Raw genomic sequence first — 26,758 nt, forward strand, 5'->3', positions numbered from 1 at the left:
TTTGTGAAAATTCAAGCGACGTGTAGTAAGGCCAGCGAATGCACACGACACTTTGTGCTACTGCTGGATTAACCTGAAGTGTCATATTTATAGGTAGTTTTAAAATGCCAAGACGTCGCGTAGTCGCTGCTCGTGAAATCCTTCCGGATCCTAAGTTCAGCAGCCAAACAATCGCTAAATTCATGAACCACGTAATGCAAGATGGTAAAAAATCTATTGCTGAAAGTATCGTTTACGGTGCTTTAGACCGCGTTCAAGAAAAATCTAAAGTAGATCCAGTTGAATTTTTCGAGACTACTCTTGAAAAAGTTCGTCCTATGGTCGAAGTAAAAGCACGCCGTGTTGGTGGTGCTACATACCAGGTACCTATGGAAGTGCGCCCATCCCGTCGTACTGCCTTGGCTATGCGTTGGTTAGTAGATGCTGCTGCTAAGCGTTCTGAAAAAACTATGGCTTTACGTCTTGCTGGCGAGTTGCTTGATGCAGCTGAAGGTAAAGGCGCAGCGGTTAAAAAACGTGAAGATGTGCACCGTATGGCTGAAGCCAACAAAGCCTTCTCTCACTATCGCTTCTAAGCGGTTAAAACAGCCCCTATTCAGGAGGATGATGAGCCAGTTTTCGCTGTTTTGTCATCGAATCGCTTTAAGCTGCCCAGCAGCTTAAAGCGTCCTGTTTTAAACAACAAAATTTAGGAATGCAAGAAATCATGGCTCGTCAAACCCCAATTTCTCGTTACCGTAACATTGGTATCTCAGCGCACATTGACGCTGGTAAAACAACGACTTCTGAACGTATTTTGTTCTACACAGGTGAGAGCCACAAACTAGGTGAAACTCACGAAGGTTCGGCAACTACGGACTGGATGGAACAAGAGCAAGAACGTGGTATTACCATTACTTCAGCAGCTGTAACATGCTTCTGGAAAGGTATGGGCAACCAGTTCGAACAACACCGTATTAACGTTATTGACACCCCAGGACACGTTGACTTCACAATCGAAGTTGAGCGTTCTATGCGTGTTCTTGACGGTGCGTGTATGGTTTACTGTGCTGTAGGTGGTGTACAACCTCAGTCTGAAACTGTATGGCGTCAAGCGAACAAATATAAAGTTCCACGTATTGCGTTCGTTAACAAAATGGACCGTACTGGTGCGAACTTCTTCCGTGCGGTTGAACAAATGAAAACTCGCTTGGGTGCTAACCCAGTGCCAATCGTTGTTCCAATCGGTGCTGAAGAAAACTTCCAAGGTGTTGTTGACCTTATCGAAATGAAAGCGATTATCTGGGATGAAGCATCTCAAGGTATGAAGTTTGAATATGGCGACATCCCAGCTGACCTAGTTGATACTGCTAATGAATGGCGTACAAACATGGTTGAAGCAGCTGCGGAAGCATCTGAAGAGCTTATGGACAAATACCTTGAAGAAGGTGATTTGACGAAAGAAGAAATCGTAGCTGGTTTACGTACGCGTACGCTTGCAAACGAAATTCAACCGATGATGTGTGGTTCGGCGTTCAAAAACAAAGGTGTTCAACGTATGTTGGACGCAGTAATTGAATTCCTTCCAGCGCCGACTGACGTTGAAGCAATCAAAGGTATCTTAGACGACAAAGACGAAACTGAAGGTTCTCGTGAAGCGTCTGACGATGCACCGTTTGCTGCGTTAGCGTTCAAAATCATGAACGACAAATTCGTTGGTAACTTAACGTTCGTACGTGTTTACTCTGGTGTTCTTAAAGCGGGTAGCCCGGTTTATAACCCAGTGAAAATGAAACGTGAGCGTATCGGCCGTATCGTACAGATGCACGCAAATGACCGTCACGACATCGAAGAAATTCGTGCGGGCGACATCGCGGCATGTGTAGGTCTTAAAGATACAACAACTGGTGATACATTATGTGATGAAAACCACGTAATTACACTAGAGCGTATGGAATTCCCAGAGCCAGTAATTGCACTTGCAGTTGAGCCTAAAACTAAAGCTGACCAAGAAAAAATGTCAGTTGCTTTAGGTCGTTTGGCGAAAGAAGATCCATCGTTCCGCGTACGTACTGACGAAGAATCTGGTCAAACAATTATTGCTGGTATGGGTGAGCTTCACCTTGACATCATTGTTGACCGTATGAAACGTGAATTCAACGTTGAAGCGAACATTGGTAAACCAATGGTTGCTTACCGTGAAACGATCAAAAAATCTGTTGAACAAGAAGGTAAATTCGTTCGTCAAACAGGTGGTAAAGGTAAATTTGGTCACGTATACGTACGTCTTGAGCCAATGGACCCTGAATCTGGTAAAGACTACGAGTTCGCTGAAGAAGTTGTCGGCGGTGTAGTACCGAAAGAATTCTTCGGTGCGGTTGACAAAGGTATCCAAGAACGTATGAAGAATGGTGTCCTTGCTGGTTACCCAGTAGTTGGCATCAAAGCGACATTGTTCGACGGTTCTTACCATGATGTCGACTCTGACGAATTATCGTTCAAAATGGCGGGTTCTTACGCATTCCGTGATGGTTTCATGAAAGCAGATCCTGTTCTTCTTGAACCAATCATGAAAGTTGAAGTAGAAACTCCAGAAGACTACATGGGCGATATCATGGGTGACTTAAACCGTCGTCGTGGTATGGTTCAAGGTATGGACGATCTTCCTGGCGGTACTAAAGCAATCCGTGCTGAAGTTCCACTTTCTGAGATGTTTGGTTACGCAACTCACATGCGTTCTATGTCTCAAGGTCGTGCGACTTACTCTATGGAATTTGCTAAATATGCTGAAACTCCACGTAACGTGGCTGAAGGCATCATTGCTAAGTTCCAAGCTGGCGGCAAAAAAGGTGACGACGAGTAATCTTTCGATTACTATATTGCCTAACTAAATTTATAGTTAAAATCTAATACTCATGCAGGTTTACTGCATGAGTAATCTACAAAGGAAGATGAACATGGCTAAGGCTAAGTTTGAACGTAATAAGCCACACGTTAACGTGGGCACAATCGGTCACGTTGACCATGGTAAAACAACTTTAACAGCTGCGATTGCAACTGTATGTGCTAAAAAATTCGGTGGTGAAGCGAAAGACTACGCTGCAATCGACTCTGCACCAGAAGAAAAAGCACGTGGTATTACAATTAATACTTCACACGTAGAATACGATTCTCCAACTCGTCACTACGCTCACGTAGACTGCCCGGGCCACGCCGATTATGTTAAAAACATGATTACTGGTGCTGCTCAGATGGACGGCGCGATCCTTGTATGTGCTGCGACTGACGGTCCAATGCCACAAACTCGTGAACACATCCTGCTTTCTCGTCAGGTAGGTGTACCTTACATCGTTGTATTCTTGAACAAATGCGACCTTGTAGACGACGAAGAGCTTCTTGAACTGGTTGAAATGGAAGTTCGTGAACTTCTTTCTACTTACGACTTCCCAGGTGATGACACTCCTGTAATCCGTGGTTCAGCACTTGCTGCACTTAACGGTGAAGCTGGTCAATACGGTGAAGATGCAGTTGTAGCTCTTGTTGAAGCGCTTGACTCTTACATCCCAGAACCAGAACGTGCAATCGACCAAGCATTCTTGATGCCAATCGAAGATGTATTCTCAATTTCTGGCCGTGGTACAGTTGTAACTGGCCGTGTTGAAACTGGTATCATCAAAGTTGGTGAAGAAGTTGAAATCGTGGGTATCAAAGACACAGTTAAGACTACTGTAACTGGCGTTGAAATGTTCCGTAAACTTCTTGACGAAGGCCGTGCTGGTGAGAACTGTGGTATCTTGCTTCGTGGTACTAAACGTGAAGACGTACAACGTGGTCAAGTACTTGCTAAACCAGGTTCTATCAAACCGCACACTAAATTCGATGCAGAAGTATACGTACTTTCTAAAGACGAAGGTGGTCGTCACACTCCATTCCTTAACGGTTACCGTCCACAGTTCTACTTCCGTACAACTGACGTAACTGGCGCGATTTCTTTGAAAGAAGGCGTTGAAATGGTTATGCCTGGTGACAACGTAGAAATGTCAGTAGAACTAATTCACCCAATCGCAATGGACCCAGGTCTACGTTTTGCGATCCGTGAGGGTGGTCGTACAGTTGGTGCTGGTGTAGTTGCTAAAGTAACTGCATAATCGCTGATTGTGTGAAAAAAGCGTCCCTTTGGGACGCTTTTTTTATATCTGTAAATTCAACCTACTCATTTTCAAGCATATTTAAATTGTCTAACAATATATTTACAAGCTGTCCTTAAGTGATATTTCACTGACCTTATCTACCCTTATGTGAAAAATTCAACGCAGTAATATAACTATAAGAATTTTAATAATTAGATTTCAGCTCTATATAGAACTGATGGGAGTAAGTGTATGAATGCTCAAGTGAAAATTACCAATCGTGCAGGCGCAAGTTTTCCGGTACGTCGTATGAGTTTTGATTTTGATCAAGTGCCAGAATACTGGATGAATGGTTCAGCAGGACTGACTCACTTTATGACTGCACTCTCTGCATTATTCCCGGCAGGCGAAAAATTCTTTATTGATTCTGTTCGCGCTGTACGTCAGCACCCAGCAATTAAAGACAATGAAGCATTGCAAAAAGAAATTTCTGCCTTTATTGGTCAGGAAGCCATGCATACCCAGGAACATGTTGGCTTTAATGCCTCAGCGCAACGCCATGGCCATGATGTTGATACGCTAGATCATTATACTGACCGAGTCATTCAAACTGCACGCAAAATCTTTGCGGCAGTCGGTAAGCCAGTTGGTATTACCCAGGAAATGGTCGACCTCACTGCGACGACTGCACTAGAACATTTTACTGCGACCATTGCATCTCAGTTACTGACCAATCAGCATATTCAGGAACTGATGAAAGATGACACCATGAAAACCATGTGGCTCTGGCATGCAATTGAAGAGAATGAACATAAGGCCGTGGCCTATGATGTATTCGAAGGTGTTTTCGGTAAAGGTTTAAAATCTTATCTACTGCGTACCACTTCACTGGTTGAAGCGATGGTCACGCTATTCTTTGTACAAAGCTACTTCGTATTGCGTTTATTGAAAGAAGACCGTCAGTTAAGTCTTGGAGCTTTAAAAGAAATCTATACTTATGGTTATAGCCCATCTAAAGGAATTATTACCGGTATGGGTAAAGAAATGCTGATGTACTTTAAACCTGGTTTTCATCCAAATGATCATGACACCCATAGCTTATTACAAAGCTGGAAACAAAAACTGGGCCTTTAATTTAAAACTAGATTAAAAGACTGAAGAGCAACCTAAGTTGCTCTTTTTTTTGCTCGATTTTTTAAATAAAGTTTCTATAATGCGGAGGTTAATTCTAGATAAGATGAACGAAGATGATTCGTTTGATGCAAGCTGCGGATGTGCCAGCTGTTGCCAAGATTGAAATCAAAGTACAATCCCATCCCTGGACCTTTAAACAATTTGAAGATGCTGTTACTGCCTATCAAAGCACTGTGATTGAACAAGCAGGGCAAGTCGTAGGGTTCTGCATTTTACAGCCGGTGTTGGATGAAGCCAATTTATTACTGATGGCAATTGATCCTGCGCAACAGGGCAAAGGTTTAGGTTATCAGTTGCTAGATGCCTCAATTGCATTATTGAAAAATAGTCCAGTACAAATCTTTCTGGAAGTACGGGAAAGCAATACTGCTGCAATTAAACTGTATGAAAAAACCGGTTTTCATCAGATTGATCTGCGCAAGAACTATTATCCGAATTCGAATGGCACTCGGGAACATGCCATTATTATGGTGAAGTCCTGTACTGATGATTTTGCCAGCCTGTTTAAATAATATTCCAGCTCTTATTTGACGACTAAATTACTTGATAATGGGATTATTCCATCCGCTAGGCAAGGTCGTCATCAAGGAGTTTCCCAGATGTTCAATCTCCACAGGGGTAAGGGTGCGGTTTAATCGGCGCCATTGCCCGTCAATCAATAATTCAAGTGGCAGGTATTGAGACTTGTAGTTCATTTTGGCTGAATGTGGCACCCAGTAGCCCAGATAAACAAACTGTAAGCCAAGTTTTTGAGTGTGCTCAATCTGTTTCAGAATCGCAAAGGCACCAAGGGAACGGCGGTTCTCATCAGGATCAAAGAAAGTATACACCGCTGAAACGCCATCATCGAGCAGGTCACAAGTCGATACACTGATGAGACGGTCATCTTTCCATAATTCCAGAAAGAAACTATCGGTACAGCTTTGCAGTAAAAACTTTTCGAACTGGTCACGGCTAGGTGGATACATATCACCATCTGCATGACGTTCATTAATATAACGTTCATAGAGGGCGTAATGTATATCTGTGGCCTGTTCAGGATGGGTAATTTTAACCGTCAAATCCTGATTACGTTTCCAGGCTTTTTTTTGCGAGCTGTTCATTTGGAATTCATGAACAGGAATACGTGAAGATAAACATTGACGGCACAGGTGGCATTCAGGCCGATAGACAAAATCACCACTACGACGGAAACCGGTACGAGAAAGCTCGGACAGCGTCACTACATCAATACGGTGCGCTGGATCAAGAAAAACCATGCGCGCGGACTTGTTGGGCAGATAGCTACAGTCATGCGGCGGCGTAATATAATACTGTAAATCGTTCAGTAGGGACTGTGGTTGATAAGAGTTCATAACAAGTGCCCTCTGTTATTTTCATTCACTTAATCGCGCAGACTGCGCTATTGTTTTACTTGAAAATACACCGTCTTGATACTTTTTCCAATTGATCGCAGGCTGTTTTATCACATCTTGTAACGATTTAAGATATGTATGGCGAGAAATTGTACAGGCACCTAGACTCATCAAGTGATCATTCACCAATTGACAGTCAATCCAGGGCAGCTGATTTTCTCTGCCAATCAGCATCAGGGCATAGAAAGCCATTTTAGAAACATCGGTTTGGGTACTAAACATGGATTCACCGAAACAGCCCTTGCCGATAGTCACCCCATAGAGTCCACCTACTAGGCGATCTTCATCCCAAACCTCAATACTATAACCATAACCCGCATTAAACAGGTCGCAATAACCTTGAATGATCTCTTCACTAATCCAGGTCTCATCTGCATAAGCGCGAGGCAATGAGCAGGAACGGATGACTCTTTCAAAAGCATGATTCACCGTAATTTTATAATCCTGTTTTTTCATGCTTCGAAGCAGGGATTTACTTGGATGATAATCTTCTGGCCGAATAATACAGCGTGGTTCCGGACTCCACCAGCAGATCGGATCACCTTCAGAAAACCAGGGGAAGAGACCATGGGTATAGGCCTCATACAAAGTAGAAGGGGAGAGGTCTGCACCGATACAAATCAGGCCTTCACCCTCAAGATCTGCTTCTTCAGGATTGGGGAAAATGTACTGTGAAGGAGGAAGAAGATGCATGCAGAACCCTGATCTTGAAATAGACTGTTTTTATCATACATAAAAAAACCGCCCATGATGGACGGTCTTTTTATTTTCGCTGCTTAGTCTAATTTGCCCATGGCATCGAGATATTTTTCTGCATCCAGTGCCGCCATACAGCCTGAACCTGCAGAGGTAATTGCTTGACGGTAGATACTGTCTGCGATATCGCCTGCAGCAAATACACCCGGGATAGAGGTTTGAGTGGCATTGCCCGCGGTACCACTTTGAACCTGAATATAACCATCACGCAGTTCTAGCTGGCCTTCGAACATAGTGCTATTTGGTTTATGACCAATAGCAACAAATAGACCTGATACTTCAACGTCCTGAGTTGAATCATCTTGAGTTGATTTTAAACGTACCGCAGTGACGCCAGTGGTATCACCCAACACTTCTTCTACCTGATGATTCCAGATAATGCTGATTTTTCCTTCTTTTTCTTTTTCAAAAAGATGGTCTTGCAGGATTTTTTCAGAACGTAACGTATCACGACGGTGAACTAGAGTCACGTGAGAAGCGATGTTAGAAAGATATAATGCTTCTTCAACAGCGGTATTACCACCGCCCACAACCATCACTTTTTGCTCTTTATAGAAGAAACCGTCACAGGTTGCACACGCGCTCACGCCTTGACCCATAAATGCAGCTTCTGATTCCAGACCCAGGTATTGCGCAGTTGCACCAGTACAAATGATCAGGGCATCACAAGTAAACTCTTCCATATCGCCTTTCAGGACGAATGGACGAACGTTAAGGTCAACTTCATTGATATGATCATAAACAATTTCAGTACCAAAACGTTCTGCATGAGCCTGCATACGTTCCATTAAAGCTGGACCAGTCAGACCTTCAGGATCGCCAGGCCAGTTATCTACTTCAGTCGTTGTGGTTAATTGACCACCCAGTTGCAGACCTGCAATCAGGGTCGGTTTTAAGTTTGCACGCGCTGCATAGACTGCTGCGCTATAGCCAGCAGGGCCAGAACCTAAAATAATCAGTCGTGAGTGACGTGCGCTCATTCGCTGTATCCTTTTTTATTTAGAAATTTATTGAATTATACGTGAAACTGTATAACAGTGGTGTGAGATTAAAGTCGATATTATTGATCATCGAAATCGATTTGGGCTATATAGAAGAAGTACACAATAATGCATCTTTTTTGATGCAACAGGTGCATAATATGCATTTTATTGCGACGCTTTTTTTGAAGCATACCAGCAAAAGAATATTCATGAAGAATTGGTTACAGGACAGTATATGACAGCGGTGTCGAGTGCCTATGCACAGCGCTTAGTAATGACATTATTTTTAGTCTCATTTGGGATTTATCTGTTTCTTGCAACAGTGACCTATACACCATTTGATCCGGGGTGGATGCATATCTCTAGTGATACGCAGACAGTTTCAAATGCCAGTGGGGTTGCAGGGGCCTGGATTTCAGACCTGTTATTTGGTTTTCTCGGTTGGGCAAGCCTGCTGATCCCTGTGTATCTGTTTATGGAAGCAATCCAGGTCTGGTGGCCGCGCAGCTTCCTGAACCGTCCATTCCGTTATGCTGCCCAATTCTTCCTGTTATTGACTACATCGGCGTTGCTGTTCCTGTTCTGGCAAGTTCCAGCCGATACGCTGGATAATTCTTCAGGCGGGATCATTGGCTATGAACTGGGCCAAAGTCTTGAACAATTACTAACTGTCTATGGCGCAGCTTTTTTCTTGCTGGTGCTTTGGGTGGTTCTGTTTACCTTGGCATTTGGTGTGAAATGGAACAAGACCTGGAGCAGTCTCAAGGCAACACCTGCTTATCTGCAAGACCTGTTCTACCGTAATGTGCCAGAAGGTATGTCTGATTTTGACCGTACCGCACCTGTAATTAAAAAAGAAGCGGTAAAAGCAGCTGCCAAAAAAGTGACAGTACCAGTCACTGCCGCACCTGAGCATGATCTGGTAGAAGTCGACCCTGTAGTTCGCGATCATGTCGCTGAACGCCTGTTTGAGGATTTTGCAGATAAAGAATCGCACCAGCCTCACCACTATGAAGAAGATATTTCTGAACCTGTACAGACATCAGCTTCAGAACCTGTTCAGGAACAAGCACCGCGAACAGTAGAGCCGGATCGTGTGGTGGCAACAGGGGAGGTGTGGCGTGCGTTACATTCCAATGAAGACCAGCGTCACAAGCAGGATATCGATGCTTTGCTTAAAGCTGCAGAAGAAGAGCAAGCTGATTTTTCTCCTGATGCATTTGCAGCTGCGTCAACGAATCACAATGCTCATGAAGTGACATCATCATCTACCGCCAAGAATAATCTGGACTGGGATGATGATGAAATTTTTGATGAGTTATTGGCCGCAGTCCCGCAAGGTAAAACCGCAACGGATGTGCATAGCCCGTTCAATTCAGCAGCAGCTGAAAAATCCCTCAGAATTGTAGAAGATGCTGGAACAATCAGCTCAACTGCGGCTGCTCCACTTATGGCTGCACATGCGATTAAAAATACCAGCCTGGAAGCGGACTTTGAGGATCTGGACGATTTACTGGTTGAAGCTGATGAACCAAAACCTGCACCTGTACGTGCATCAAGTTATGCCCAATCTTCTGCTTTTGTTCAGGCACCGATTCAGCGTGTAGAGACAGCAGCTCAAACCGCAGCGACCAATGCAGCAGTTCGGGAAGCATTGTCCAAAGAAGAATTTATTGAAGCTTGGCATGAAACTGCCGGTAAGCCTCAGGATGAAGACGAGTTTGACTTCGATGCGCCACTGACCGATGCCGCTGGTCGTCCAATGTCACGTGCCATGCAGGTCGCTGAGCGCCGTAAAGACCTGTCACCATTGCCGGGTCTGGAATTGCTGGATAAAGTCGATCCGAACAAAAAAGTGAATTTCACTGAAGAGCAATTATCCCGTTTATCAGAACTTCTGGAAATCAAGCTTCAGGAATTTAACGTTAAAGCTAAAGTGGTCGAGGCTCAGCCAGGCCCAGTCGTGACCCGTTTTGAACTGGACCTTGCGCCTGGTGTGAAAGCTTCCAAAGTCACTAATATTTCACGTGACTTGGCCCGTTCGATGTCAATGGCTTCAGTACGTGTAGTCGAAGTTATTCCAGGTAAGCCTTATATCGGCATTGAAGTTCCGAACAGTAGCCGTGAAATGGTGCGTTTGATTGAACTGGTACAGATTCCAAAATTCAATGATCCAGATGGCATTTTGTCGATGGCCATGGGTAAGGATATTTCGGGCAATCCGGTGATTACTGAACTGGGTAAAGCACCGCATATGCTGGTAGCAGGGACTACGGGTTCTGGTAAGTCGGTGGCGGTTAACTCGATGATTCTATCGATGCTATTGAAGTACACACCAGACCAGTTACGCCTGATCCTGATCGATCCGAAACAGCTTGAATTGGCCAACTATAACGATATTCCACACCTGTTAACCCCAGTTGTGACCGATATGAAAGATGCAGTCAGTGCCTTGAACTGGTGTGTGAATGAAATGGAACGTCGTTACAAACTGATGTCTTTCCTGAAAATTCGTAAGCTCAGCGACTATAACCGTAAGGTAGAAGAGGCGCTTGCCAATGGTGAAGAGCTATTTGATCCAACCTGGAAAGCGAGTGAATCAGTCGCAGGGGAACGTGCACCGCGCTTAACGCCATTGCCATCGATTGTGATTGTTGCCGATGAGTTCGCGGATATGATCATGCAGGTCGGTAAGAAAGCTGAAGAGATGATTACCCGTCTGGCACAAAAATCCCGTGCTGCCGGTATTCACCTGTTACTGGCAACTCAGCGTCCCTCAGTAGATGTGATCACTGGTCTGATCAAGGCGAATATTCCGACACGTGTCGCACTTCGTGTGAACTCGAAAATCGACTCACGTACCATTCTCGATGCAGGTGGTGCAGAAGATCTGCTCGGTCATGGTGATATGCTGTTCCTTGGCCCGGGTAAAATTGAGCCGGAGCGCGTACACGGTGCCTTTATTGCCGATGATGAAGTGAACCGGATCTGTGATGCATGGCGTGAACGTGGGGCGCCTAACTATGTGGATGAGATCCTGACTCCATTTGATGAAGAACCGTCTAGTCGCGGCTTTGAGGATGGTGGAGATGGTGGATCTGATCGAGATGCGCTGTATGATCAGTGTGTGGCTTTTGTTTTGGAAACCCGCAAAGCATCAACTTCATCTTTGCAGCGTAAGTTCAGTCTGGGTTATAACCGTGCTGCACGGATCATTGACCAGATGGAAGAAAATGGCATTGTCAGCTCAATGGGTGCCAATGGGAAGCGTGAGATCTTGGTTTAAATCCAGAATCTCTAGCGATTAAAAAAGCCTGCTTTAAGCAGGCTTTTTTATGCATTACAACTTATGCAAATTTTTCTAATACTGCGAGGAACTCGGCACTTTGACGCGGATAAGTGGCAATCACGTCATGAATGCGCTGTCCTTCCGGATTGGTGGCGTTAAGATCGCGACCGTCTGCGACAAATTTGGTTAGTAGGCGTTCATAATCAAAAGGGCGCATATGCTTGAATGCATGATAAAGTACATGAAAATCTGCATTGACGCCTGCAGGAGGAAGCTGATTCAGGTAGGCATATACACGCTCATCTGACCATTCTTCGTTAAAGGTCGCTGGTTGAGATAATGCCATCGCAATCTCCTTGATGTAATTCTTCGGCATGAAAAAAGGCAAAATATGAGTTCGCAAGAGGCAAAGTCTTATCATGCACTTTGTCTATTCGAAGTATCACTTCACGTTTTGAGATGAGGTAAAAAAATACTAATTACTATCAAGTCTACGCGAAGCCAAGCTTCTGGTCTTGCGTCTCAACAAAGCGGCGCTTTGTTGAGGCTCATATTTTGCCTTGAATCAATTTACTTGACTAATCAAAATTCAGATTATCGCTCTTCAGGTAAATTGATATTCATTTCAAGCATTTCAATGTTTGCTTCAGAACGTACCTGCATCTGAATGTGCTGTTCATCAACCCCGCGGACGTAGCGATTGACCACTTGCATGATCTCTGTCTTCATCTGGTCAATTTTATCCTGACTCAAACGGCGCCCCAAACCCTGTTCAGAAGCAACAATGACTTTCAAACGGTCTTTCGCGGTTTGTGCGCTTGATGGTTTATCCTCGCTACTAAAAAGTTTACTCCAGAATCCAGCCATGTTTACGCTCCAAATAATCGTGCTAACCAGCCCTTAGGTTTTACTTCAATATGACGGTAAGGACGCTCTTCACCCAGGAAACGTGCTACAAGGTCATCATAAGCCTGACCTGCGGCAGATTCGGTAAAGTGAATCACTGGTTTACCTTCATTCGATGCCTGTAGAACGCTTGGACACTCAGGAATAACACCTAAGGTTGGAACACGTAAAATATCTTTAGAAATATCGTCAATCGTTAACATTTCCTGTTTATCGGCACGTTCCGGATTGAAACGGGTAATACACAGGTGTTTACGGATGCGACCTTCGTTTTGTTCTACTTTTTTAGTTTTACTGTCTAGCATGCCAATGATGCGGTCAGAGTCACGTACTGAAGAAATTTCAGGGTTAGTCACAATGATAGCTTCATCTGCATGGTACATGGCTAAAATGGCACCACGTTCAATACCTGCAGGTGAGTCACACACGATATAATCAAATTCCTGTGAAAGCTCATCCATTACACGTTCTACGCCTTCATCAGTTAAAGCATCTTTATCACGTGTTTGTGAAGCAGGTAAAATATATAAATTTTCAATATCTTTATCGCGAATCAGTGCTTGTTGTAATCGTGCTTCGTTATTGAGAACATTTACAAAATCATATACTACACGGCGTTCACAGCCCATAATCAAATCAAGGTTACGCAAGCCTACATCAAAATCAATTACCACAGTTTTGTGGCCACGTAGGGCTAAACCTGTTGCAAAAGATGCACTTGTTGTAGTCTTACCTACGCCACCTTTGCCTGATGTTACGACAACAATTTTCGCCACCGAATCCACTCCTGTTATGGTTCAAATCCCCTATAAAATGGGGTTTTTGGTGTTTATTTATACATTAAAATTGTAGAGCTTCAAATACAAGCTCTTGTTGATCATTCAAGTAAATATGCACGGGTTTTTTCACAACATTCGGTGGAATGTCGTCGGCCACACAGTAAGTACCTGCAATAGAAATCAGTTCGGCCTCCAGCGCATGGCAGAAAATACGCGCTGCAGTATTGCCACCCGCACCTGCAATCACACGGCCACGCGCGCTGCCATAAATATGGATATTGCCTGAAGCAATCACTTCTGAACCACTGTTTATTCCGGCCGTAATAATAATGTCACCCTGATTCTGCACAATGCATTGGCCGGTGCGCAGAATTTCATCGTGATAAGAAGTCACATGCGCGACGATCGGTGCTGCATCAGCTTTTTCATCGTCAGCAGCAGATTCGGATTTGACTTCCATGACCTGTTCTTTGGTCGCCTTAATTTCCTGTAACTGACGGTCTGGTGGCAGAACAGGGAACTGAATCGCACGAGCCTGATCACCCAGAATCCCTTCAGTCACCGCCATAGGCTGAACTTCGAGATCAATCAGTAACTGGATCAGGGCAATCAGTTCCTGGTCGACTGAACTTTCAATTACCGCCAATGTGCCTGGCGGAAAAGCCGCTTGTAATTTTGGTTTCAGTTGCTGGCGGATTGCATCATGATCATTGGTATCGAGGCTAATGCGTAGCGCATTGACCATTCTGCCTTTTATCCGTATGTCAGCCATAATTTTTCCTTAATACTTCTGACTTGCTGTTTTATGTCGAAGCAATGTTGTAAATAGTGCAAATCCTAGAACAAATTTCGTTAATTCTCTAGCGATCCAAGTTATTTTTTTATACGAATAGAATCCACTTATCTTAGCCGATTCCACAAATGAAAACTCATCTATCTATTGAGCCCTGATTTTGTTCGTGTTCTTCTAAAATCTGTTGCCACTGTTTTACTTTGACCTGTTTTTGAATGGCTTCAAGTGTTTCAAAAACAGCCGATTCGACTAATTTATCAATATGTGGATTATGTTCAATCTGAATCTGGCTAATCTTATCTGAAATCATGGCAAAAGTCGGGTTTTCTTGTGATCCGCTATGTGTAAAAGGATCGATCAGGCCTTGAGTGATATTTTCTCCCAGACGTTGACCAATACTCTGGATCTGGCGTTCCAGCCGTCCACCCACAATGGGAATCAGACGCAGAAGCTGGGTGAGCTCAGGTGTATCTTCAATGGCCTGATTGACGACTTGCCCGACATTTTTTGAAATCATGAAGCGCTGTGCCTGTAATTCCTTGCCCAAAGACTCTTGCAAGATATCTGTCAAAGCAACAGCCAGTAATTTACGGTGATGTTCCACCAAATCATCAATTAATTGTTTATGTGATGTGCTGGTGCTGAGTTCACGTTTAATGCCATCCAGTAACGTCAATACTACACGGCTCGAAAGTTCTTCCATCAGCAGGTTATAGTAGAAATTACCCCGTCTATACCAGCTTGCCGGTATGACTTTGTATCCATGGCTATGCAGGTTGTAGCCAATCGCGACTGCACGTAACAAACGCAGAAAACGTAGCTGTGGGATGATGGATAAAATTTCATACCAGTGCACAAAGGGAAAGAACCACCAGCGGGCATGGTGGCGTATAACAATGGCAATGAACCAGCGAACGATGAGTTCAATAATCAGGAAGGTGGTAAACCATCCCTCGGTAATCATTACCCAGGGACGTAATTCACTTTTATAAAACTGCAAGACATCAGGCAAGCGAATGAAGTCAAACAACCAGTGCCCAAAATCGCTCATCAGAATGGCATTGGCACAGAGACAGAACAAATTGATGATGATGACAACCATCATGAAAATGTCATAAATCAGTGCAATTTTCCAGCCCCAGGTGCCTTTGCGAATAAACTTAAATGAGCTGGACACGAGGTCCGGGTTGTCGTTCTTCATAGTCTCTCTGGCAAATGTCAGGCAGAAGCGGAAATCAGGTTCTGCTGCATTTGCTCAATTAATTGGTCTTTTTCAGTCCAGATTTGGTCTACCCATTGCTGGAAACGCGCACGGTAATCTGCATCATCTTCATAATTGCCGCCGAGTACCCAGTCTGGAATGTCAATTTTTCTCAAGTTCACGGCAATACGCGGGACTTCGCCTAACCAGAATTCCCCATAACCTGGCACACCGTCAGGATAAACAATAGTCATATCCACCAGTGCATCAATTTTGTCCCCCAGAATGTTCAGTGCCAGCGCGAGACCGCCCGCCTTAGGCTTCAACAAATGCTTATAAGGCGATTTTTGCTGTTCATGCTTTTCTGGGGTAAAACGTGTACCTTCCAGATAATTCAGCAAGGTAAATGGCTGGCTAACCAGTTGTTCACATGCCTTACGTGCTTCTTCCATATCCCGATATTTCAGGGAAGGGTTTTTGGCAATCTGTTCCTTGCTATGCCTTTTCATCATCGGGAAGCCCAGAATTTTAAAGGCTTGACCTACAAATGGAATAAAAATTAGTTCCCATTTTGTAAAAAAGCGGGTGAGAGGCATACGCGTTAAACCGAAATACTGGTTTACCGTGGTATCCACCCAGCTCTGATGATTACAGGTCATTAAATAACGCCCCTGCATGTTCAGATCCAGAGATTCGTCAATACTGATTTGCCATTCGGTATTTTTCAGGACATTGTCAATCAGCCAGTTATTTACGCCCAACCAGCTATTGGTAATCTTGATATTGGTTGCATCAATCTTAGAAGATTTCTTAAAAAGTTTGGTCAGCCCCAAAGCCAGTACGGGTGGTCCATGAAAAAAAGTACTGCCAGTCATGACAGATGTCACCGTGAGGCCACGGGTAAGTTTTTTTAAAGTCGTTTGTTGCTTGCTTTTAGATGACATATAAAAACAGTCCCAGAGAATAATCGTCTAAATTTCATCACATTTTGAACAATATAGAGGGAGTTGAGCGAATAGAAAAGTCCGATCGTTAAACTATGAAGAAACTATGATGAAATTCAGGAAATTGGTTACACATAAACATTATAAAATATTACTAAAAGATTTATTATTAACAAAAATTCAATGGTTATCCCATTATTTTTAAATCATTATCTGACCTAAGATACAAATTACACTACAAAGGAGGCATGCAATGCGTGCACTATTAATTTCAGCAGCTGTAGCAGGGGCAGTAGCACTTACAGGTTGTCAAACTACTGGCAATAACCTGGGTGGTGTTGAGTACGACAAAACAGCTTTGGGTACAGTAATTGGTGCTGCTGCAGGTTATGGTATTTCTAAAAGTAATGCCAATACTAGCCGTCAAAACAACCGTGCAGCTGCAATTGGTGCAGTACTTGGTGGTGCAGCGGGTGTTTACCTTGACAATAAAGAGAAAAAATTACGTCAAGCGACTGCGGGTACTGGTGTAGATGTAAACCGTAATCCAGACGGTTCAATCAACTTGGTAATGCCTGGTGCGATTACATTTGACACTAACAAGTCAAACATCAAACCAAACTTCTATGCAACATTGAATAAAGTTGCCCAAGTTCTGACTGAAGACAGCCAAAGCGGTATCTTGGTAACTGGTTATACAGACAGCACTGGTAATGACTCAATCAACATTCCATTGTCTCAAGCACGTGCACAATCTGTTGCGAACTACCTTGCTGGTCAAGGCGTAGCACGTACTCGTATTAATGCACAAGGTCTTGGTTCAGCGAACCCGATCGCAGACAACTCAACTGCGGCTGGTAAAGAACAAAACCGTCGTGTTGAAATCGCAGTATATGCCGTTCAGTAATCACTGATTTTGCAGAAAAACCACCTTCGGGTGGTTTTTTTATGTCTGAAAGATGACGCAGGAAAATGAATTTTCAATTAGGCATCTGGGCATGAGATGACTATAATCGGAGCCGAATCTAGAAGAGGAAGCCATATGTCACTCGCCAGTCAGTTAAATGACAAGCAACTTGAAGCCATGAAATATACTCAAGGACCCTTGTTAGTACTTGCCGGAGCGGGTTCAGGCAAGACCTCGGTAATTACAAGAAAAATCGCATATTTGGTCAAGCATTGCGGGATTCCGGCCCACCGGATCACGGCAATGACCTTTACCAACAAGGCAGCACGTGAAATGAAAGAGCGTGTCACCAAATTGCTGACCCGAGAAGAAGCCAAGGGCCTTTCAGTCTCGACCTTCCATACTTTTGGTCTAAATTTATTACGTTTAGAGCTCAAACACACACCGCTAAAAAATAATTTTTCGATTCTGGATGCCGATGACTGTAAGCGGATTCTGATGGATCTGATGCATCGCGATAATCTTTCAGGTGCTGAAAGCAAAGAATTGATCGCCAAAGCCATGAAGATGATTTCGGACTGGAAAAACGATCTGATTCCGCCAGAGCAGGCGCATACCACCTGTGAAACACCAGAAGATGTTCAGTTCGCGCATTTATACCAACTTTATGAGCGAAATCTGCGTGCCTATAACGCTGTCGACTTTGATGACCTGATTGTCATGCCAACGCGTCTGTTACAGGAAAATGCCGAAGTTCGGGATAAATGGCAGAACCGTGTACGCTATTTGCTGGTCGATGAATATCAGGATACCAATACGGCACAGTATATTCTGGTGAAATTACTGGTTGGGGTTATGGGCCAGTTCACTGCGGTAGGGGATGATGATCAGTCAATTTACGCCTGGCGTGGTGCTAAACCTGAAAATATGGCGCTGTTACAACAGGATTTCCCGAATCTGAAAGTGATCAAGCTGGAACAGAACTATCGTTCCACTAGCCGTATTCTAAAAGCTGCCAATACCGTAATTGGCAACAACCCGCATATCTTTGATAAAAAGCTCTGGTCAGATAAAGGTCACGGTGAAGTGATTCGGGTCATCACTTGTCGTAATGATGATGATGAAGCAGAACGCGTAGTGAAAGACCTGATCACGCATAAGCTGATGAATGGTAAAAACTGGAAAGATTACGCGATTCTGTATCGTGGTAATTTCCAGGCACGTATTCTGGAAACTCAGCTGCGCCAGATGCAGATTCCTTACAAGCTCTCTGGCGGTCAGTCTTTCTTTGCGCGTGCAGAGATCAAGGACATTATGAGTTACCTGCGTCTGATCATTAACCCGGAAGATGACAGCGCTTTCCTGCGGATTATTAACACACCGAAACGTGCCATTGGCCCGGTGACGCTGGAAAAACTCGGTCTGTTTGCCCAGGAAAATAATCTGTCTCTACTGTCAGCAGCAGGCGATCAGCGTTTAACTATGGTCATTCCAAAGAAAGCGACCACACAACTAGCAGAATTTTCAGATTTCATTAATAACTTTACCCGCAACTTGCTGGAAGACGATGAACCTGTACCAATCATCCGTCAGATGATGGTGGAAGCCGGCTATATTGACTATATCAAGGAATCCGCAGCGACGCCGGCACAGGAAAAAACCAAACTCGATAATATTGAAGTGCTGTATAGCAGTATTCAGAGTCTGATCAATCGTGCAGAAGATGTCGATGAGAAAAATATCGAAAGTGTCATCCGTAAGATGGTGCTTCTCGATATGCTGGAACAGCAGCAGGAAGAAGAAGATACCGATAAGGTTAACCTTCTGACCTTGCATGCATCCAAAGGTCTGGAATTCCCTTATGTCTACTTAATCGGACTGGAAGAAGAAATTCTGCCACATAAGAACTCGATTGCTGCCGAAACAGTCGAGGAAGAACGCCGTCTAATGTACGTGGGGATTACTCGTGCGCGTCAGGGCTTGACTATTACCTTGGCTGAGCAACGTAAGGCGGGTGGACAGATGAAACAGATGACCCCAAGCCGCTTCCTGGATGAGCTTCCAGAAGATGAACTGGAGTGGTTAGGTCGCAAGAAAAAACTTGCAGGCAATATTGATCCAAAACAGCAGGCTCAGCACTATCTGGATAATTTGCGTGCCTTGATTAAACGGTAAAAGTAACAGAACGCTACAATTTTGATTCTTTAAATTTTTTGATATTAAACAACAGGAATAAATACATGAAAGTTCAGGTGAAAGTCCTTGATTCGCGTCTGGGGCAGGAATGGCCATTGCCGACTTATGCAACAACTGGCTCAGCAGGACTCGATCTTCGTGCATGTGTCAACGAAACGACTGTAATTGAACCAGGTCAAACAGTTTTAGTAAAAACTGGTTTGGCGATTTATATTGAAGATCCAGCATTTGCTGGTTTGATCTTGCCACGTTCTGGTTTAGGTCATAAACACGGGATTGTTTTAGGTAACCTGGTTGGCTTGATCGATTCAGATTACCAAGGCGAGCTGATGGTCTCTGTATGGAACCGTAGTCAAACTGCATTTAGCCTGGAACCTGGTGAGCGTTTAGCCCAATATGTATTAGTCCCTGTGGTACAGGCTGAGTTTGATCTGGTGAATGAGTTTGAAGCAACCGAGCGTGGCGCAGGTGGTTTCGGTCATACTGGTAAAAACTAAAATTAAAGGATGACTTAACTTGGATGTTCTGGGTTAAGTCATCTTTTTTTAGAGTTTTAATCATAAAAACAATAAAAAAATGACAGAGCTATTTAATAAACTTTATTCTTGAATTTTATTTCAATGAAAAATATTTAAATAAATTTTTAGTATCATTTAAATAGAAAAATAAAATCATTCAGAATTTAAGAAAATAGATGATAAATAATGCAAGAAGTCATTTTTAGTCAGGTTTATTTATTTTACTAGTTATACAAATTAAATACATAAAAGATTAATAATTATACTTTTATAATTGATTGTCACATTCAATTCATATAAAAATACAGAGTCTTAAAACAAAAACAAATGTTTAAAGTCATGATGATTGCTTAATCATTATTTTATCTCCTTATATTCAATAGTGAAAAGAACAGTTTATGGGATCCATGAATCAACCCTTTCCGGCTCACATTTTTCGTGCCTACGATATCCGGGGTAAAGTCAGTTTACTCAGTACAGGTGTGATTGATGCTATTGCGCATGGTCTGGCTCAGCAATATCAAGCTGCGGGGCAGACTCGGGTTGCGATTGGCTATGATGCCCGCATCAGCAGTCCGGCTTTTGCTGAAACCATTCGCCGTATTTTTCAGGACTATGCTATTGAAGCTGCCATTATCGGCTGTTGTTCCAGTCCGATGTTGTATTACACAGCGCGTCAGTTTGATGGTAATGGTGTGATGGTCACGGCCAGCCATAATCCTAAAGAAGATAATGGAATTAAATGGATTATTGTAGGGGAGCCGCCTTGTCCCGAGATGATTCAGCAGGTCGCACAAAAAGCAAAACTTCATGTAAATAGTTCTTTATCGTGTTTGAATGATTTGCCTCACCAAATTATTCCCGAATTTTGTCTGCAATATCAGCAGGAAATGCTTGAAGATATTCAGTTGAAGCGCCCATTTAAAGTAGTGCTGGACGGTCTGAACGGTTCAGCAGGACGTTGTGCCAACTTGGTGCTGCAAAAACTAGGTTGTGAAGTTACCGCCTTACGTTGTGAAGCCAATGGGCATTTTCCTGATCATGCGCCTGATCCTTCTCAGGAAGCACATTTACAAACCTTACGTCAGGTCGTCATGCAACAGCAGGCGGATCTGGGTATTGCCCTAGATGGTGATGGGGACCGGTTGGTACTGGTGGATGAGCAGGGTGTCATTATTAGTGCTGATCAGCTTCTCTGTTTATTCGCAGAAATTTGTATGACTGGCACAAAAGCATGTCAGTTTGTTTATGACGTTAAATGTTCAACCCTGATTCGCGATACAGTTCAACGCCTGGGCGGAAAACCGGTGATGATTCGTACTGGTAGCTCATTCCTGCGAAAATATCTGGCGCAGTCCCAGCATCAGGCCATTTTTGGTGGTGAATATGCCGGGCATTATGTTTTTAATGACGGACGTGGCTGGGGCTATGATGACGGTCTTTATGCAGCGCTTCGGGTCATGGAATATCTGGATCAGAAAAGTATGACTTTAAGTAAGGCCTTGCGCGCTTATCCAAAACGTCATGGGACTGAAGATTTATATATTTCCACTCATCAGGTGCAGCCTGTTGAGCTTTTAAACTTTGTTGAGCAGCAATCTACGCAATTAAATGCACAAATCAGTAAAATTGACGGGATACGTCTTGATTTTGATGATGGTTTTGGCATCATTCGAGCATCCAATACGGGTGAATATTTCACGGTGCGCTTTGATGCCAATGATGCACAAGGCCTGAATGAAATTCGACATCTGTTTGTATCCATGTTGCGTGACCGTTATCCACAGATCGCTCAAGACATTTTAGATGCTCAATAAGGAGAGGCGAATGCCAAATCAGCATACAGGCATCGACAAAGCACAAATTTTGACTGAAGCTTTGCCGTATATCCAACGCTTTGCGGGTAAAACCCTGGTGGTAAAATACGGTGGCAACGCGATGACGGATCCTGAGCTAGAAAGCTCTTTTGCACGTGACATCGTTTTATTAAAAACAGTCGGTTTAAATCCGATTGTGGTACACGGCGGTGGTCCACAAGTCGATTCTATGCTGAAACAGCTAGGTCGTGAATCTGACCGTATTGATGGTATGCGCGTGACAGATCCGGCAACCATGGAAGTGGTCGAGATGGTTCTGGGCGGTAGCGTAAACAAATCAATTGTGAACCTGATCAACAAACATGGTGGCCGTGCAATTGGTTTAACCGGTAAAGATGGCAACCTGTTACGCGCCAAAAAGCTGTTAATGGAAAAGACGGCTGAAGACGGTTCAATCCAAAAAGTAGACCTGGGTATGGTCGGCGAAGTCGTTGGGGTGAAAACTGATGTACTGGAAATGTTTACCAACAGTGATTTCATTCCAGTGATTGCACCACTCGGTGTCGATGAAGAAGGCAATACCTATAATATCAATGCCGATCTAGTCGCGGGTAAAGTGGCAGAAGCATTAGGGGCAGAAAAGCTGATTCTTCTGACCAATATTACCGGTGTGCTCGACGAAAATAAAAATCTGCTGACCGGTTTAACGACTCAGGAAGTTGATCGTCTGATCGAAACAGGTGTGATCTATGGCGGCATGATTCCTAAAGTCGGCTGTGCGCTTGACGCAGTAAAAGGCGGCGTGATCAGTGCACATATCGTGGATGGTCGTGTACCACATGCGAGCTTGTTAGAAATCTTTACTGATCATGGTGTAGGAACTTTAATTACCAATCGTTCTAATCCACATCGTCCATAAAGATAAATTGAATATCAAAGAGTCTCACTTGAGGCTCTTTTTTATTTCTTTTATTTTAAGATTTTGATCACTAGAAATATGAAAGTTAAATCTAAAGTATTTATTTTTAAGCTAAGTTTTGAAGCTTAAACTCCTTTTGCTAAATTAAATATAAAAAAATAGTTTATTAGCATTTTTAGCGCATAGCATTGCAATGATCGAGATTTGAAAAGGTTCAGCCTGTGATGCACAATAACCTTAAGAACACTCTGTGACCTGAATGAAGATTATGTGCCAGCTACTGGGAATGAATTGTGCGACACCAACAGATATTACCTTTTCATTTCGAGGTTTTTCTCAGCGGGCGGGGATTACCTCAGATCATTCTGATGGTTTTGGGATTGCTTTCTTTGAGGATAAGGCCTGCCGATTATTCGTTGATAATCAGTCTGCTGTTGAGTCACCCATTGCAGAACTAGTGCGCAATTATCCAATCAAATCCCGTAATGTAATTGCACATATCCGTAAAGCGACACAAGGCAAAATTAATCTGGAAAATTCGCATCCGTTTAGCCGTGAATTATGGGGACGACAATGGATCTTTGCTCATAATGGTGATTTAAAAGATTTTTTACCTGAGCTTTCTGGACGTTTTACGCCAGTTGGCAATACTGACAGTGAGCGTGCTTTCTGTTATTTGCTGGATCAGCTGGTGAAACATTTTGGTTATGATGAACCGAAGCTGGATCAGGTTTTTGATTTGTTGGCCGAGATTTCTCCATCCATTGCAGAGCATGGCACTTTTAATTTCTGTCTGTCCAATGGTCAGGCTTTATTTACCTATGCAACGACTAAACTGCATTGGCTGGTTCGTGAATATCCATTTAAGCCAGCCCAACTCATTGATATCGAAGTTGAAGTTGATTTTAGCCAAGTCACCACGCCTGAAGATCGGGTCGCTGTGATTACCACAGAGCCGCTAACGCAGAATGAAGAATGGACAGCATTTCAGGAAGGTGAAATGATTTTGTTCAGAGATGGAGCCAAATATCGTTCCCAATTGACACATGTCGCCCGTCTGGAAAGAGAACGTTTGGATCCTTCGCTTAAAAGAGTGACTAAAGCAGATTTATATTAAATCTGGTTAAAATTCGATATTAAAAAACAGGACATCGCTCCTGTTTTTTTGAATTTGATATTTATTTTATAGTGAAATCATTAAAATAAATAAACCATGAAATATAAAATCGATCAAAAAATACTTTATTCTTGTAGTCGGGTTTAAAATATAATTGATTGGATAAACAATGATTTACATTAATTAAGTAGAAAATAAACTGAAAACCAACCGATTTACTTCATTTTTATTTAAATTAATTAGATATATGATCTTTTTCAAGCGATAAATCATTAATATCAATAGGTGGTCGTAATGAAAATGAAATGGGTTCCAGATTATAATACTGGTATCGATGTGATTGACGATCAGCACAAACGAATTCTCGATTATATCAATGAGATTGATGGAATTGATGCCAATACCGATCGTGCTCGTATTAAACAGATTCTAGAAAATATTATTGATTATACTCAGTCGCATTTTACCTTTGAAGAATCACTTCAGGAAGAAGCGGGTTATAAATATCGTGTGCCGCATAAACGTGTGCATGACCTGTTTATTAAAAAGATTGAATCTTATCGTGACCGTTTTGAATTGGGCCAATCTATTGAAGCGGAATTACATGAAGTATTATCTAAATGGCTGATCAATCATATTCAGCACGATGATGCAGATTATGTCGGTGCGGTAAAAGAAAATATGATGGGAATCATTAAAGATAAAGAAAAGAAAAAGGGTAAAAACTGGTTTGCCCGTTTCTTCTCATAACTCGATTGTTCTTAAAATAAAAACAAATCGGGAAAATAAAAAATAAAGCTTAATAATAAATTTGCGCAGCAAATCACGAGCATGGTGGTTTGCTTTTTTGTTTTTGATTTTCATCGCCTCACAAGGCAAAATAGCGCTAGATTTTTATAGGAATACATCATGCAGGACAATGCTATGTCAAAATGGTTATCGCCTCTGATGGCTTTCTGTTTATCCTTTCTTATTATTGCGACACTCGCACCGATAACAGGTATTCAGATTGACCGTCAGCTTGATTTCTGGATGTTGTGGTTAGCGACCATGCTAATACTAGCTCTTCCAGTCTGTTATCTGGAAATTGCTCTGGCGAAACGCTCAAAAACCACTGCATTACAGGCATTGTCGAGCCTTACCCGTGAAGCTGATAGTTCTCAGCGCTGGCGGATCGTCGGCTGGCTGGCGGTTGTATTTATCCCATTCCTTGCGGGTGCGATGCTCAATCATGCTTCTAATGTGATTGCAGTGGCCAATCTCGATGTTCAGCAGCCAGTGATTTTTGCGGTGCTGGCAATTGCTGCATTTGTCTTATCGCTGGTGCCACGTTTAATTCTGGTTGGGATTACCACGATCGGCGTACTTGCATCTTTGATCATGGCGAATGTGATGGGAACTGAATTACCGGCTTGGCAGGTAACACCCGTCCAATTCGTAGAGTGGGGCAATGCCACTGTATTGGCTTTGGTGGCGAGTGGTCTAGGTATGGGGCTGTATTGGCAATCAAGTCTGGCTGTCGTAAAACAGCAGGATGTTGCGACTAAAACAGCCTTACCGATTTGGGTGGCGCAGCTATTAGCGATCATCGCCTTTGGTTTCTTTGCAGTAAAAGCTGAAATCCCTGCATTTGCTTTAATCGCAGCCATTGTCGCAGCCGCTGCTTTGCTTATGCAAATGGCACGTGAGCAATTACAGCAACGTCAAATGAATATTATCATTCAGTGGGCGATTGTGATCGCTGCCACCTTGGTCTGGTTAATTCCAAATGTTGCTCCAATTTTCAATAATCTGCTGATTCTTTGGGGACTGGTGATCAGTCTGATTTATGCCTTGTTTGCTGGCTGGATCATGAAAATCAGTCATTTGCGTAAATCGATGAACTTCAGTTCAGAAGCGGTGTATAACATCTGGCGTATCGCAGTGCGTATCGTCTTGCCAGTTTCAATTATTCTGGCGATTGTTGCTGTACTAGGACAATTTTTCTGATGACTGAGGCAGTGATCTGGGTGGCCTATGCTACCCCGGAACAACAGTTTCATATTGCCGTACCTTTCCAGCCCGGCATGACCGCATTGGATGCAATCGAGCAAAGCGGAATCCGTGCACAGGTGGAATTGCCTGAACCTCTGAATCTGGGTATTTTTGGCGCTAAGCTACAGGATCATACCCAGCCATTGGCAGCAGGGGACCGGGTAGAGATTTATCGTGCTTTAACCATTAATCCCAAGGATATCCGCCGTAAACGCGCTGAGAAGAATCCGGTAGGACGTTATGCCAAAGGTAACCGTTTCAAGCAAAATAAACGTTCTGATTAGTGGAATGTGGCTTTATTGAACAGATGGTCTGATTATTTGATAAATCAATCTATTTAATTAAAAAAACCCCTGATCATACAGGGGTTTTTTTATGCAAAACCGATTATAGTGGTGGGGCATTTAAGATCGCTTCTTTGGAACCTGGTAGACCTGGTTGAGATTCTGGAATGGTTTCCAGACCTTCAATACGCTCTACGATACCAGACTGATTAAAGTAAATTTTTAGATGCTGGCCTTGGGCTGCTGGGATCTTGGCTTTTTTAGCATAGGTTCCTGGGGTATAGTTGTAGATGTAGTCCCAGCGTAGCGGATTGAGCGGATCAGATACTGTTGGACTACCGAGCAGGAAACGCACCTGTTGGTGGCTCATTCCTACCTGAATTTTAGAGGCTTGTGCTTGAGTTAAAGGTGTTCCTTGAGGAATATCAACTTTGTACACACCTAATGTCGAACAGCCGACAAGCAATGAAGTGACGAATAACGTCAGCATGATTTTTTGCATTTTGCTACACTATCCCAAATTAATTATGATGCATTTGATCCAAGGATAGATCATACTGCATCTAAACTTTGTTGCCTATTCCAACTTTGATTTTG

General features: G+C 43.2%; 25 protein-coding genes. 15 read left to right on the forward strand and 10 right to left on the reverse strand.

Translation table 11 applies throughout. The annotated features are described in order from the left end of the window. Positions 1-104 precede the first annotated feature (104 nt). The 5 genes from rpsG (at position 105) to rimI (ending at position 5,815) form a co-directional block, all read left to right on the forward strand. Positions 105-575 (forward strand): 30S ribosomal protein S7, encoded by a 471-nt coding sequence (gene rpsG, locus O4M77_RS03160; protein WP_004783282.1) that lies wholly within the window; start codon positions 105-107, stop codon positions 573-575. A gap of 131 nt (positions 576-706) precedes the next feature. After that, positions 707-2,842 (forward strand): elongation factor G, encoded by a 2,136-nt coding sequence (fusA, locus tag O4M77_RS03165; protein ID WP_159123545.1) that lies wholly within the window; start codon positions 707-709, stop codon positions 2,840-2,842. A gap of 94 nt (positions 2,843-2,936) precedes the next feature. Next, positions 2,937-4,127, forward strand: coding sequence for an elongation factor Tu (gene tuf / locus O4M77_RS03170; RefSeq protein WP_004781663.1), 1,191 nt, complete (start codon positions 2,937-2,939; stop codon positions 4,125-4,127). A 234-nt stretch (positions 4,128-4,361) separates the two neighbouring features. Next, positions 4,362-5,243: a metal-dependent hydrolase gene (locus O4M77_RS03175; protein ID WP_323713812.1), complete on the forward strand. Its 882-nt coding sequence runs from the start codon at positions 4,362-4,364 to the stop codon at positions 5,241-5,243. Positions 5,244-5,356: 113 nt separating this feature from the next. Then, entirely contained in the window at positions 5,357-5,815 is a 459-nt protein-coding gene (gene rimI / locus O4M77_RS03180; RefSeq protein ID WP_323713813.1) for a ribosomal protein S18-alanine N-acetyltransferase, read from the forward strand. A gap of 27 nt (positions 5,816-5,842) precedes the next feature. On the opposite strand, the gene O4M77_RS03185 is transcribed toward rimI, so the two are convergent. The 3 genes from O4M77_RS03185 to trxB form a co-directional block, all read right to left on the reverse strand. Beyond that, entirely contained in the window at positions 5,843-6,658 is an 816-nt protein-coding gene (locus O4M77_RS03185) for an arginyltransferase (protein ID WP_005234302.1), read from the reverse strand. A 21-nt stretch (positions 6,659-6,679) separates the two neighbouring features. After that, positions 6,680-7,411: a leucyl/phenylalanyl-tRNA--protein transferase gene (gene aat / locus O4M77_RS03190; protein WP_034704429.1), complete on the reverse strand. Its 732-nt coding sequence runs from the start codon at positions 7,409-7,411 to the stop codon at positions 6,680-6,682. Positions 7,412-7,494: 83 nt separating this feature from the next. Then, complete coding sequence (gene trxB, locus O4M77_RS03195) at positions 7,495-8,454, reverse strand: thioredoxin-disulfide reductase (RefSeq protein ID WP_004783272.1); 960 nt, start codon at positions 8,452-8,454, stop codon at positions 7,495-7,497. Between the two features lie 238 nt (positions 8,455-8,692). On the opposite strand from trxB, the gene O4M77_RS03200 reads away from it, so the two are divergent. Continuing rightward, positions 8,693-11,743 (forward strand): DNA translocase FtsK, encoded by a 3,051-nt coding sequence (locus tag O4M77_RS03200; RefSeq protein WP_180002417.1) that lies wholly within the window; start codon positions 8,693-8,695, stop codon positions 11,741-11,743. A gap of 61 nt (positions 11,744-11,804) precedes the next feature. On the opposite strand, the gene O4M77_RS03205 is transcribed toward O4M77_RS03200, so the two are convergent. The 6 genes from O4M77_RS03205 to O4M77_RS03230 all read right to left on the reverse strand — a co-directional run bounded on the left by O4M77_RS03205 (position 11,805) and on the right by O4M77_RS03230 (position 16,369). Further along, positions 11,805-12,092, reverse strand: coding sequence for a PA4642 family protein (locus O4M77_RS03205; protein ID WP_004783267.1), 288 nt, complete (start codon positions 12,090-12,092; stop codon positions 11,805-11,807). Between the two features lie 248 nt (positions 12,093-12,340). Then, positions 12,341-12,613, reverse strand: coding sequence for a cell division topological specificity factor MinE (minE, locus tag O4M77_RS03210; protein ID WP_004783265.1), 273 nt, complete (start codon positions 12,611-12,613; stop codon positions 12,341-12,343). 2 nt (positions 12,614-12,615) lie between these two features. Then, entirely contained in the window at positions 12,616-13,428 is an 813-nt protein-coding gene (gene minD, locus O4M77_RS03215; RefSeq protein WP_166137968.1) for a septum site-determining protein MinD, read from the reverse strand. Between the two features lie 64 nt (positions 13,429-13,492). After that, positions 13,493-14,203: a septum site-determining protein MinC gene (gene minC / locus O4M77_RS03220; protein WP_180002419.1), complete on the reverse strand. Its 711-nt coding sequence runs from the start codon at positions 14,201-14,203 to the stop codon at positions 13,493-13,495. A gap of 157 nt (positions 14,204-14,360) precedes the next feature. Continuing rightward, positions 14,361-15,425 carry a preprotein translocase subunit SecA gene (locus tag O4M77_RS03225; RefSeq protein WP_323713814.1) on the reverse strand — a complete coding sequence of 355 codons (1,065 nt, stop codon included), beginning with the start codon at positions 15,423-15,425 and terminating at the stop codon, positions 14,361-14,363. A 17-nt stretch (positions 15,426-15,442) separates the two neighbouring features. Next, a complete protein-coding gene (locus O4M77_RS03230; protein WP_180138560.1) occupies positions 15,443-16,369 on the reverse strand; it encodes an acyltransferase in 927 nt (308 codons plus the stop codon). A 253-nt stretch (positions 16,370-16,622) separates the two neighbouring features. Between O4M77_RS03230 and O4M77_RS03235 the strand changes: the two genes are divergently transcribed. From O4M77_RS03235 to O4M77_RS03275, 9 genes are all read left to right on the forward strand, one after another. Further along, positions 16,623-17,276: an OmpA family protein gene (locus O4M77_RS03235; protein WP_159124472.1), complete on the forward strand. Its 654-nt coding sequence runs from the start codon at positions 16,623-16,625 to the stop codon at positions 17,274-17,276. 135 nt (positions 17,277-17,411) lie between these two features. Then, positions 17,412-19,451, forward strand: coding sequence for a DNA helicase Rep (rep, locus tag O4M77_RS03240; RefSeq protein ID WP_159124471.1), 2,040 nt, complete (start codon positions 17,412-17,414; stop codon positions 19,449-19,451). Positions 19,452-19,516: 65 nt separating this feature from the next. After that, on the forward strand, positions 19,517-19,969 hold the full coding sequence (gene dut / locus O4M77_RS03245; protein ID WP_004783254.1) for a dUTP diphosphatase: 453 nt from the start codon (positions 19,517-19,519) through the stop codon (positions 19,967-19,969). 419 nt (positions 19,970-20,388) lie between these two features. Further along, positions 20,389-21,807 (forward strand): phosphomannomutase/phosphoglucomutase, encoded by a 1,419-nt coding sequence (locus O4M77_RS03250; protein WP_179992930.1) that lies wholly within the window; start codon positions 20,389-20,391, stop codon positions 21,805-21,807. 10 nt (positions 21,808-21,817) lie between these two features. Beyond that, positions 21,818-22,726, forward strand: a complete 909-nt coding sequence (gene argB / locus O4M77_RS03255; RefSeq protein ID WP_159123314.1) for an acetylglutamate kinase — start codon at positions 21,818-21,820, stop codon at positions 22,724-22,726. Positions 22,727-22,994: 268 nt separating this feature from the next. After that, positions 22,995-23,843 carry a class II glutamine amidotransferase gene (locus tag O4M77_RS03260; protein ID WP_166137974.1) on the forward strand — a complete coding sequence of 283 codons (849 nt, stop codon included), beginning with the start codon at positions 22,995-22,997 and terminating at the stop codon, positions 23,841-23,843. A 294-nt stretch (positions 23,844-24,137) separates the two neighbouring features. Further along, positions 24,138-24,593, forward strand: a complete 456-nt coding sequence (locus tag O4M77_RS03265) for a bacteriohemerythrin (RefSeq protein ID WP_004783243.1) — start codon at positions 24,138-24,140, stop codon at positions 24,591-24,593. Positions 24,594-24,752: 159 nt separating this feature from the next. Then, the gene (locus O4M77_RS03270; protein WP_180002422.1) at positions 24,753-25,832 is read left to right on the forward strand and encodes a hypothetical protein; all 1,080 of its coding nucleotides are present in this window, start codon (positions 24,753-24,755) and stop codon (positions 25,830-25,832) included. Then, entirely contained in the window at positions 25,832-26,161 is a 330-nt protein-coding gene (locus O4M77_RS03275; RefSeq protein ID WP_323713815.1) for an RnfH family protein, read from the forward strand. Before O4M77_RS03270 ends, O4M77_RS03275 begins: the two co-directional genes overlap by 1 nt. 103 nt (positions 26,162-26,264) lie before the next feature. On the opposite strand, the gene O4M77_RS03280 is transcribed toward O4M77_RS03275, so the two are convergent. After that, a complete protein-coding gene (locus tag O4M77_RS03280; protein ID WP_004783238.1) occupies positions 26,265-26,663 on the reverse strand; it encodes an outer membrane protein assembly factor BamE in 399 nt (132 codons plus the stop codon). Positions 26,664-26,758: the final 95 nt, after the last annotated feature.

Source organism: Acinetobacter sp. YWS30-1 (assembly GCF_033558715.1).
GTDB lineage: Bacteria > Pseudomonadota > Gammaproteobacteria > Pseudomonadales > Moraxellaceae > Acinetobacter.

Bases quoted from the DNA above. Each gene is read 5' to 3' on its own strand.
- O4M77_RS03270 (WP_180002422.1), top strand. From the start codon at position 24,753: ATGCAGGACAATGCTATGTCAAAATGGTTATCGCCTCTGATGGCTTTC.
- O4M77_RS03225 (WP_323713814.1), bottom strand. From the start codon at position 15,425: ATGAAGAACGACAACCCGGACCTCGTGTCCAGCTCATTTAAGTTTATT.
- rpsG (WP_004783282.1), top strand. From the start codon at position 105: ATGCCAAGACGTCGCGTAGTCGCTGCTCGTGAAATCCTTCCGGATCCT.
- O4M77_RS03280 (WP_004783238.1), bottom strand. From the start codon at position 26,663: ATGCAAAAAATCATGCTGACGTTATTCGTCACTTCATTGCTTGTCGGC.
- dut (WP_004783254.1), top strand. From the start codon at position 19,517: ATGAAAGTTCAGGTGAAAGTCCTTGATTCGCGTCTGGGGCAGGAATGG.
- O4M77_RS03200 (WP_180002417.1), top strand. From the start codon at position 8,693: ATGACAGCGGTGTCGAGTGCCTATGCACAGCGCTTAGTAATGACATTA.
- O4M77_RS03260 (WP_166137974.1), top strand. From the start codon at position 22,995: ATGTGCCAGCTACTGGGAATGAATTGTGCGACACCAACAGATATTACC.
- O4M77_RS03205 (WP_004783267.1), bottom strand. From the start codon at position 12,092: ATGGCATTATCTCAACCAGCGACCTTTAACGAAGAATGGTCAGATGAG.
- O4M77_RS03185 (WP_005234302.1), bottom strand. From the start codon at position 6,658: ATGAACTCTTATCAACCACAGTCCCTACTGAACGATTTACAGTATTAT.
- minC (WP_180002419.1), bottom strand. From the start codon at position 14,203: ATGGCTGACATACGGATAAAAGGCAGAATGGTCAATGCGCTACGCATT.
- rep (WP_159124471.1), top strand. From the start codon at position 17,412: ATGTCACTCGCCAGTCAGTTAAATGACAAGCAACTTGAAGCCATGAAA.
- argB (WP_159123314.1), top strand. From the start codon at position 21,818: ATGCCAAATCAGCATACAGGCATCGACAAAGCACAAATTTTGACTGAA.
- O4M77_RS03275 (WP_323713815.1), top strand. From the start codon at position 25,832: ATGACTGAGGCAGTGATCTGGGTGGCCTATGCTACCCCGGAACAACAG.
- fusA (WP_159123545.1), top strand. From the start codon at position 707: ATGGCTCGTCAAACCCCAATTTCTCGTTACCGTAACATTGGTATCTCA.
- O4M77_RS03175 (WP_323713812.1), top strand. From the start codon at position 4,362: ATGAATGCTCAAGTGAAAATTACCAATCGTGCAGGCGCAAGTTTTCCG.
- O4M77_RS03265 (WP_004783243.1), top strand. From the start codon at position 24,138: ATGAAAATGAAATGGGTTCCAGATTATAATACTGGTATCGATGTGATT.
- O4M77_RS03235 (WP_159124472.1), top strand. From the start codon at position 16,623: ATGCGTGCACTATTAATTTCAGCAGCTGTAGCAGGGGCAGTAGCACTT.
- trxB (WP_004783272.1), bottom strand. From the start codon at position 8,454: ATGAGCGCACGTCACTCACGACTGATTATTTTAGGTTCTGGCCCTGCT.
- rimI (WP_323713813.1), top strand. From the start codon at position 5,357: ATGATTCGTTTGATGCAAGCTGCGGATGTGCCAGCTGTTGCCAAGATT.
- O4M77_RS03250 (WP_179992930.1), top strand. From the start codon at position 20,389: ATGGGATCCATGAATCAACCCTTTCCGGCTCACATTTTTCGTGCCTAC.
- O4M77_RS03230 (WP_180138560.1), bottom strand. From the start codon at position 16,369: ATGTCATCTAAAAGCAAGCAACAAACGACTTTAAAAAAACTTACCCGT.
- minE (WP_004783265.1), bottom strand. From the start codon at position 12,613: ATGGCTGGATTCTGGAGTAAACTTTTTAGTAGCGAGGATAAACCATCA.
- aat (WP_034704429.1), bottom strand. From the start codon at position 7,411: ATGCATCTTCTTCCTCCTTCACAGTACATTTTCCCCAATCCTGAAGAA.
- tuf (WP_004781663.1), top strand. From the start codon at position 2,937: ATGGCTAAGGCTAAGTTTGAACGTAATAAGCCACACGTTAACGTGGGC.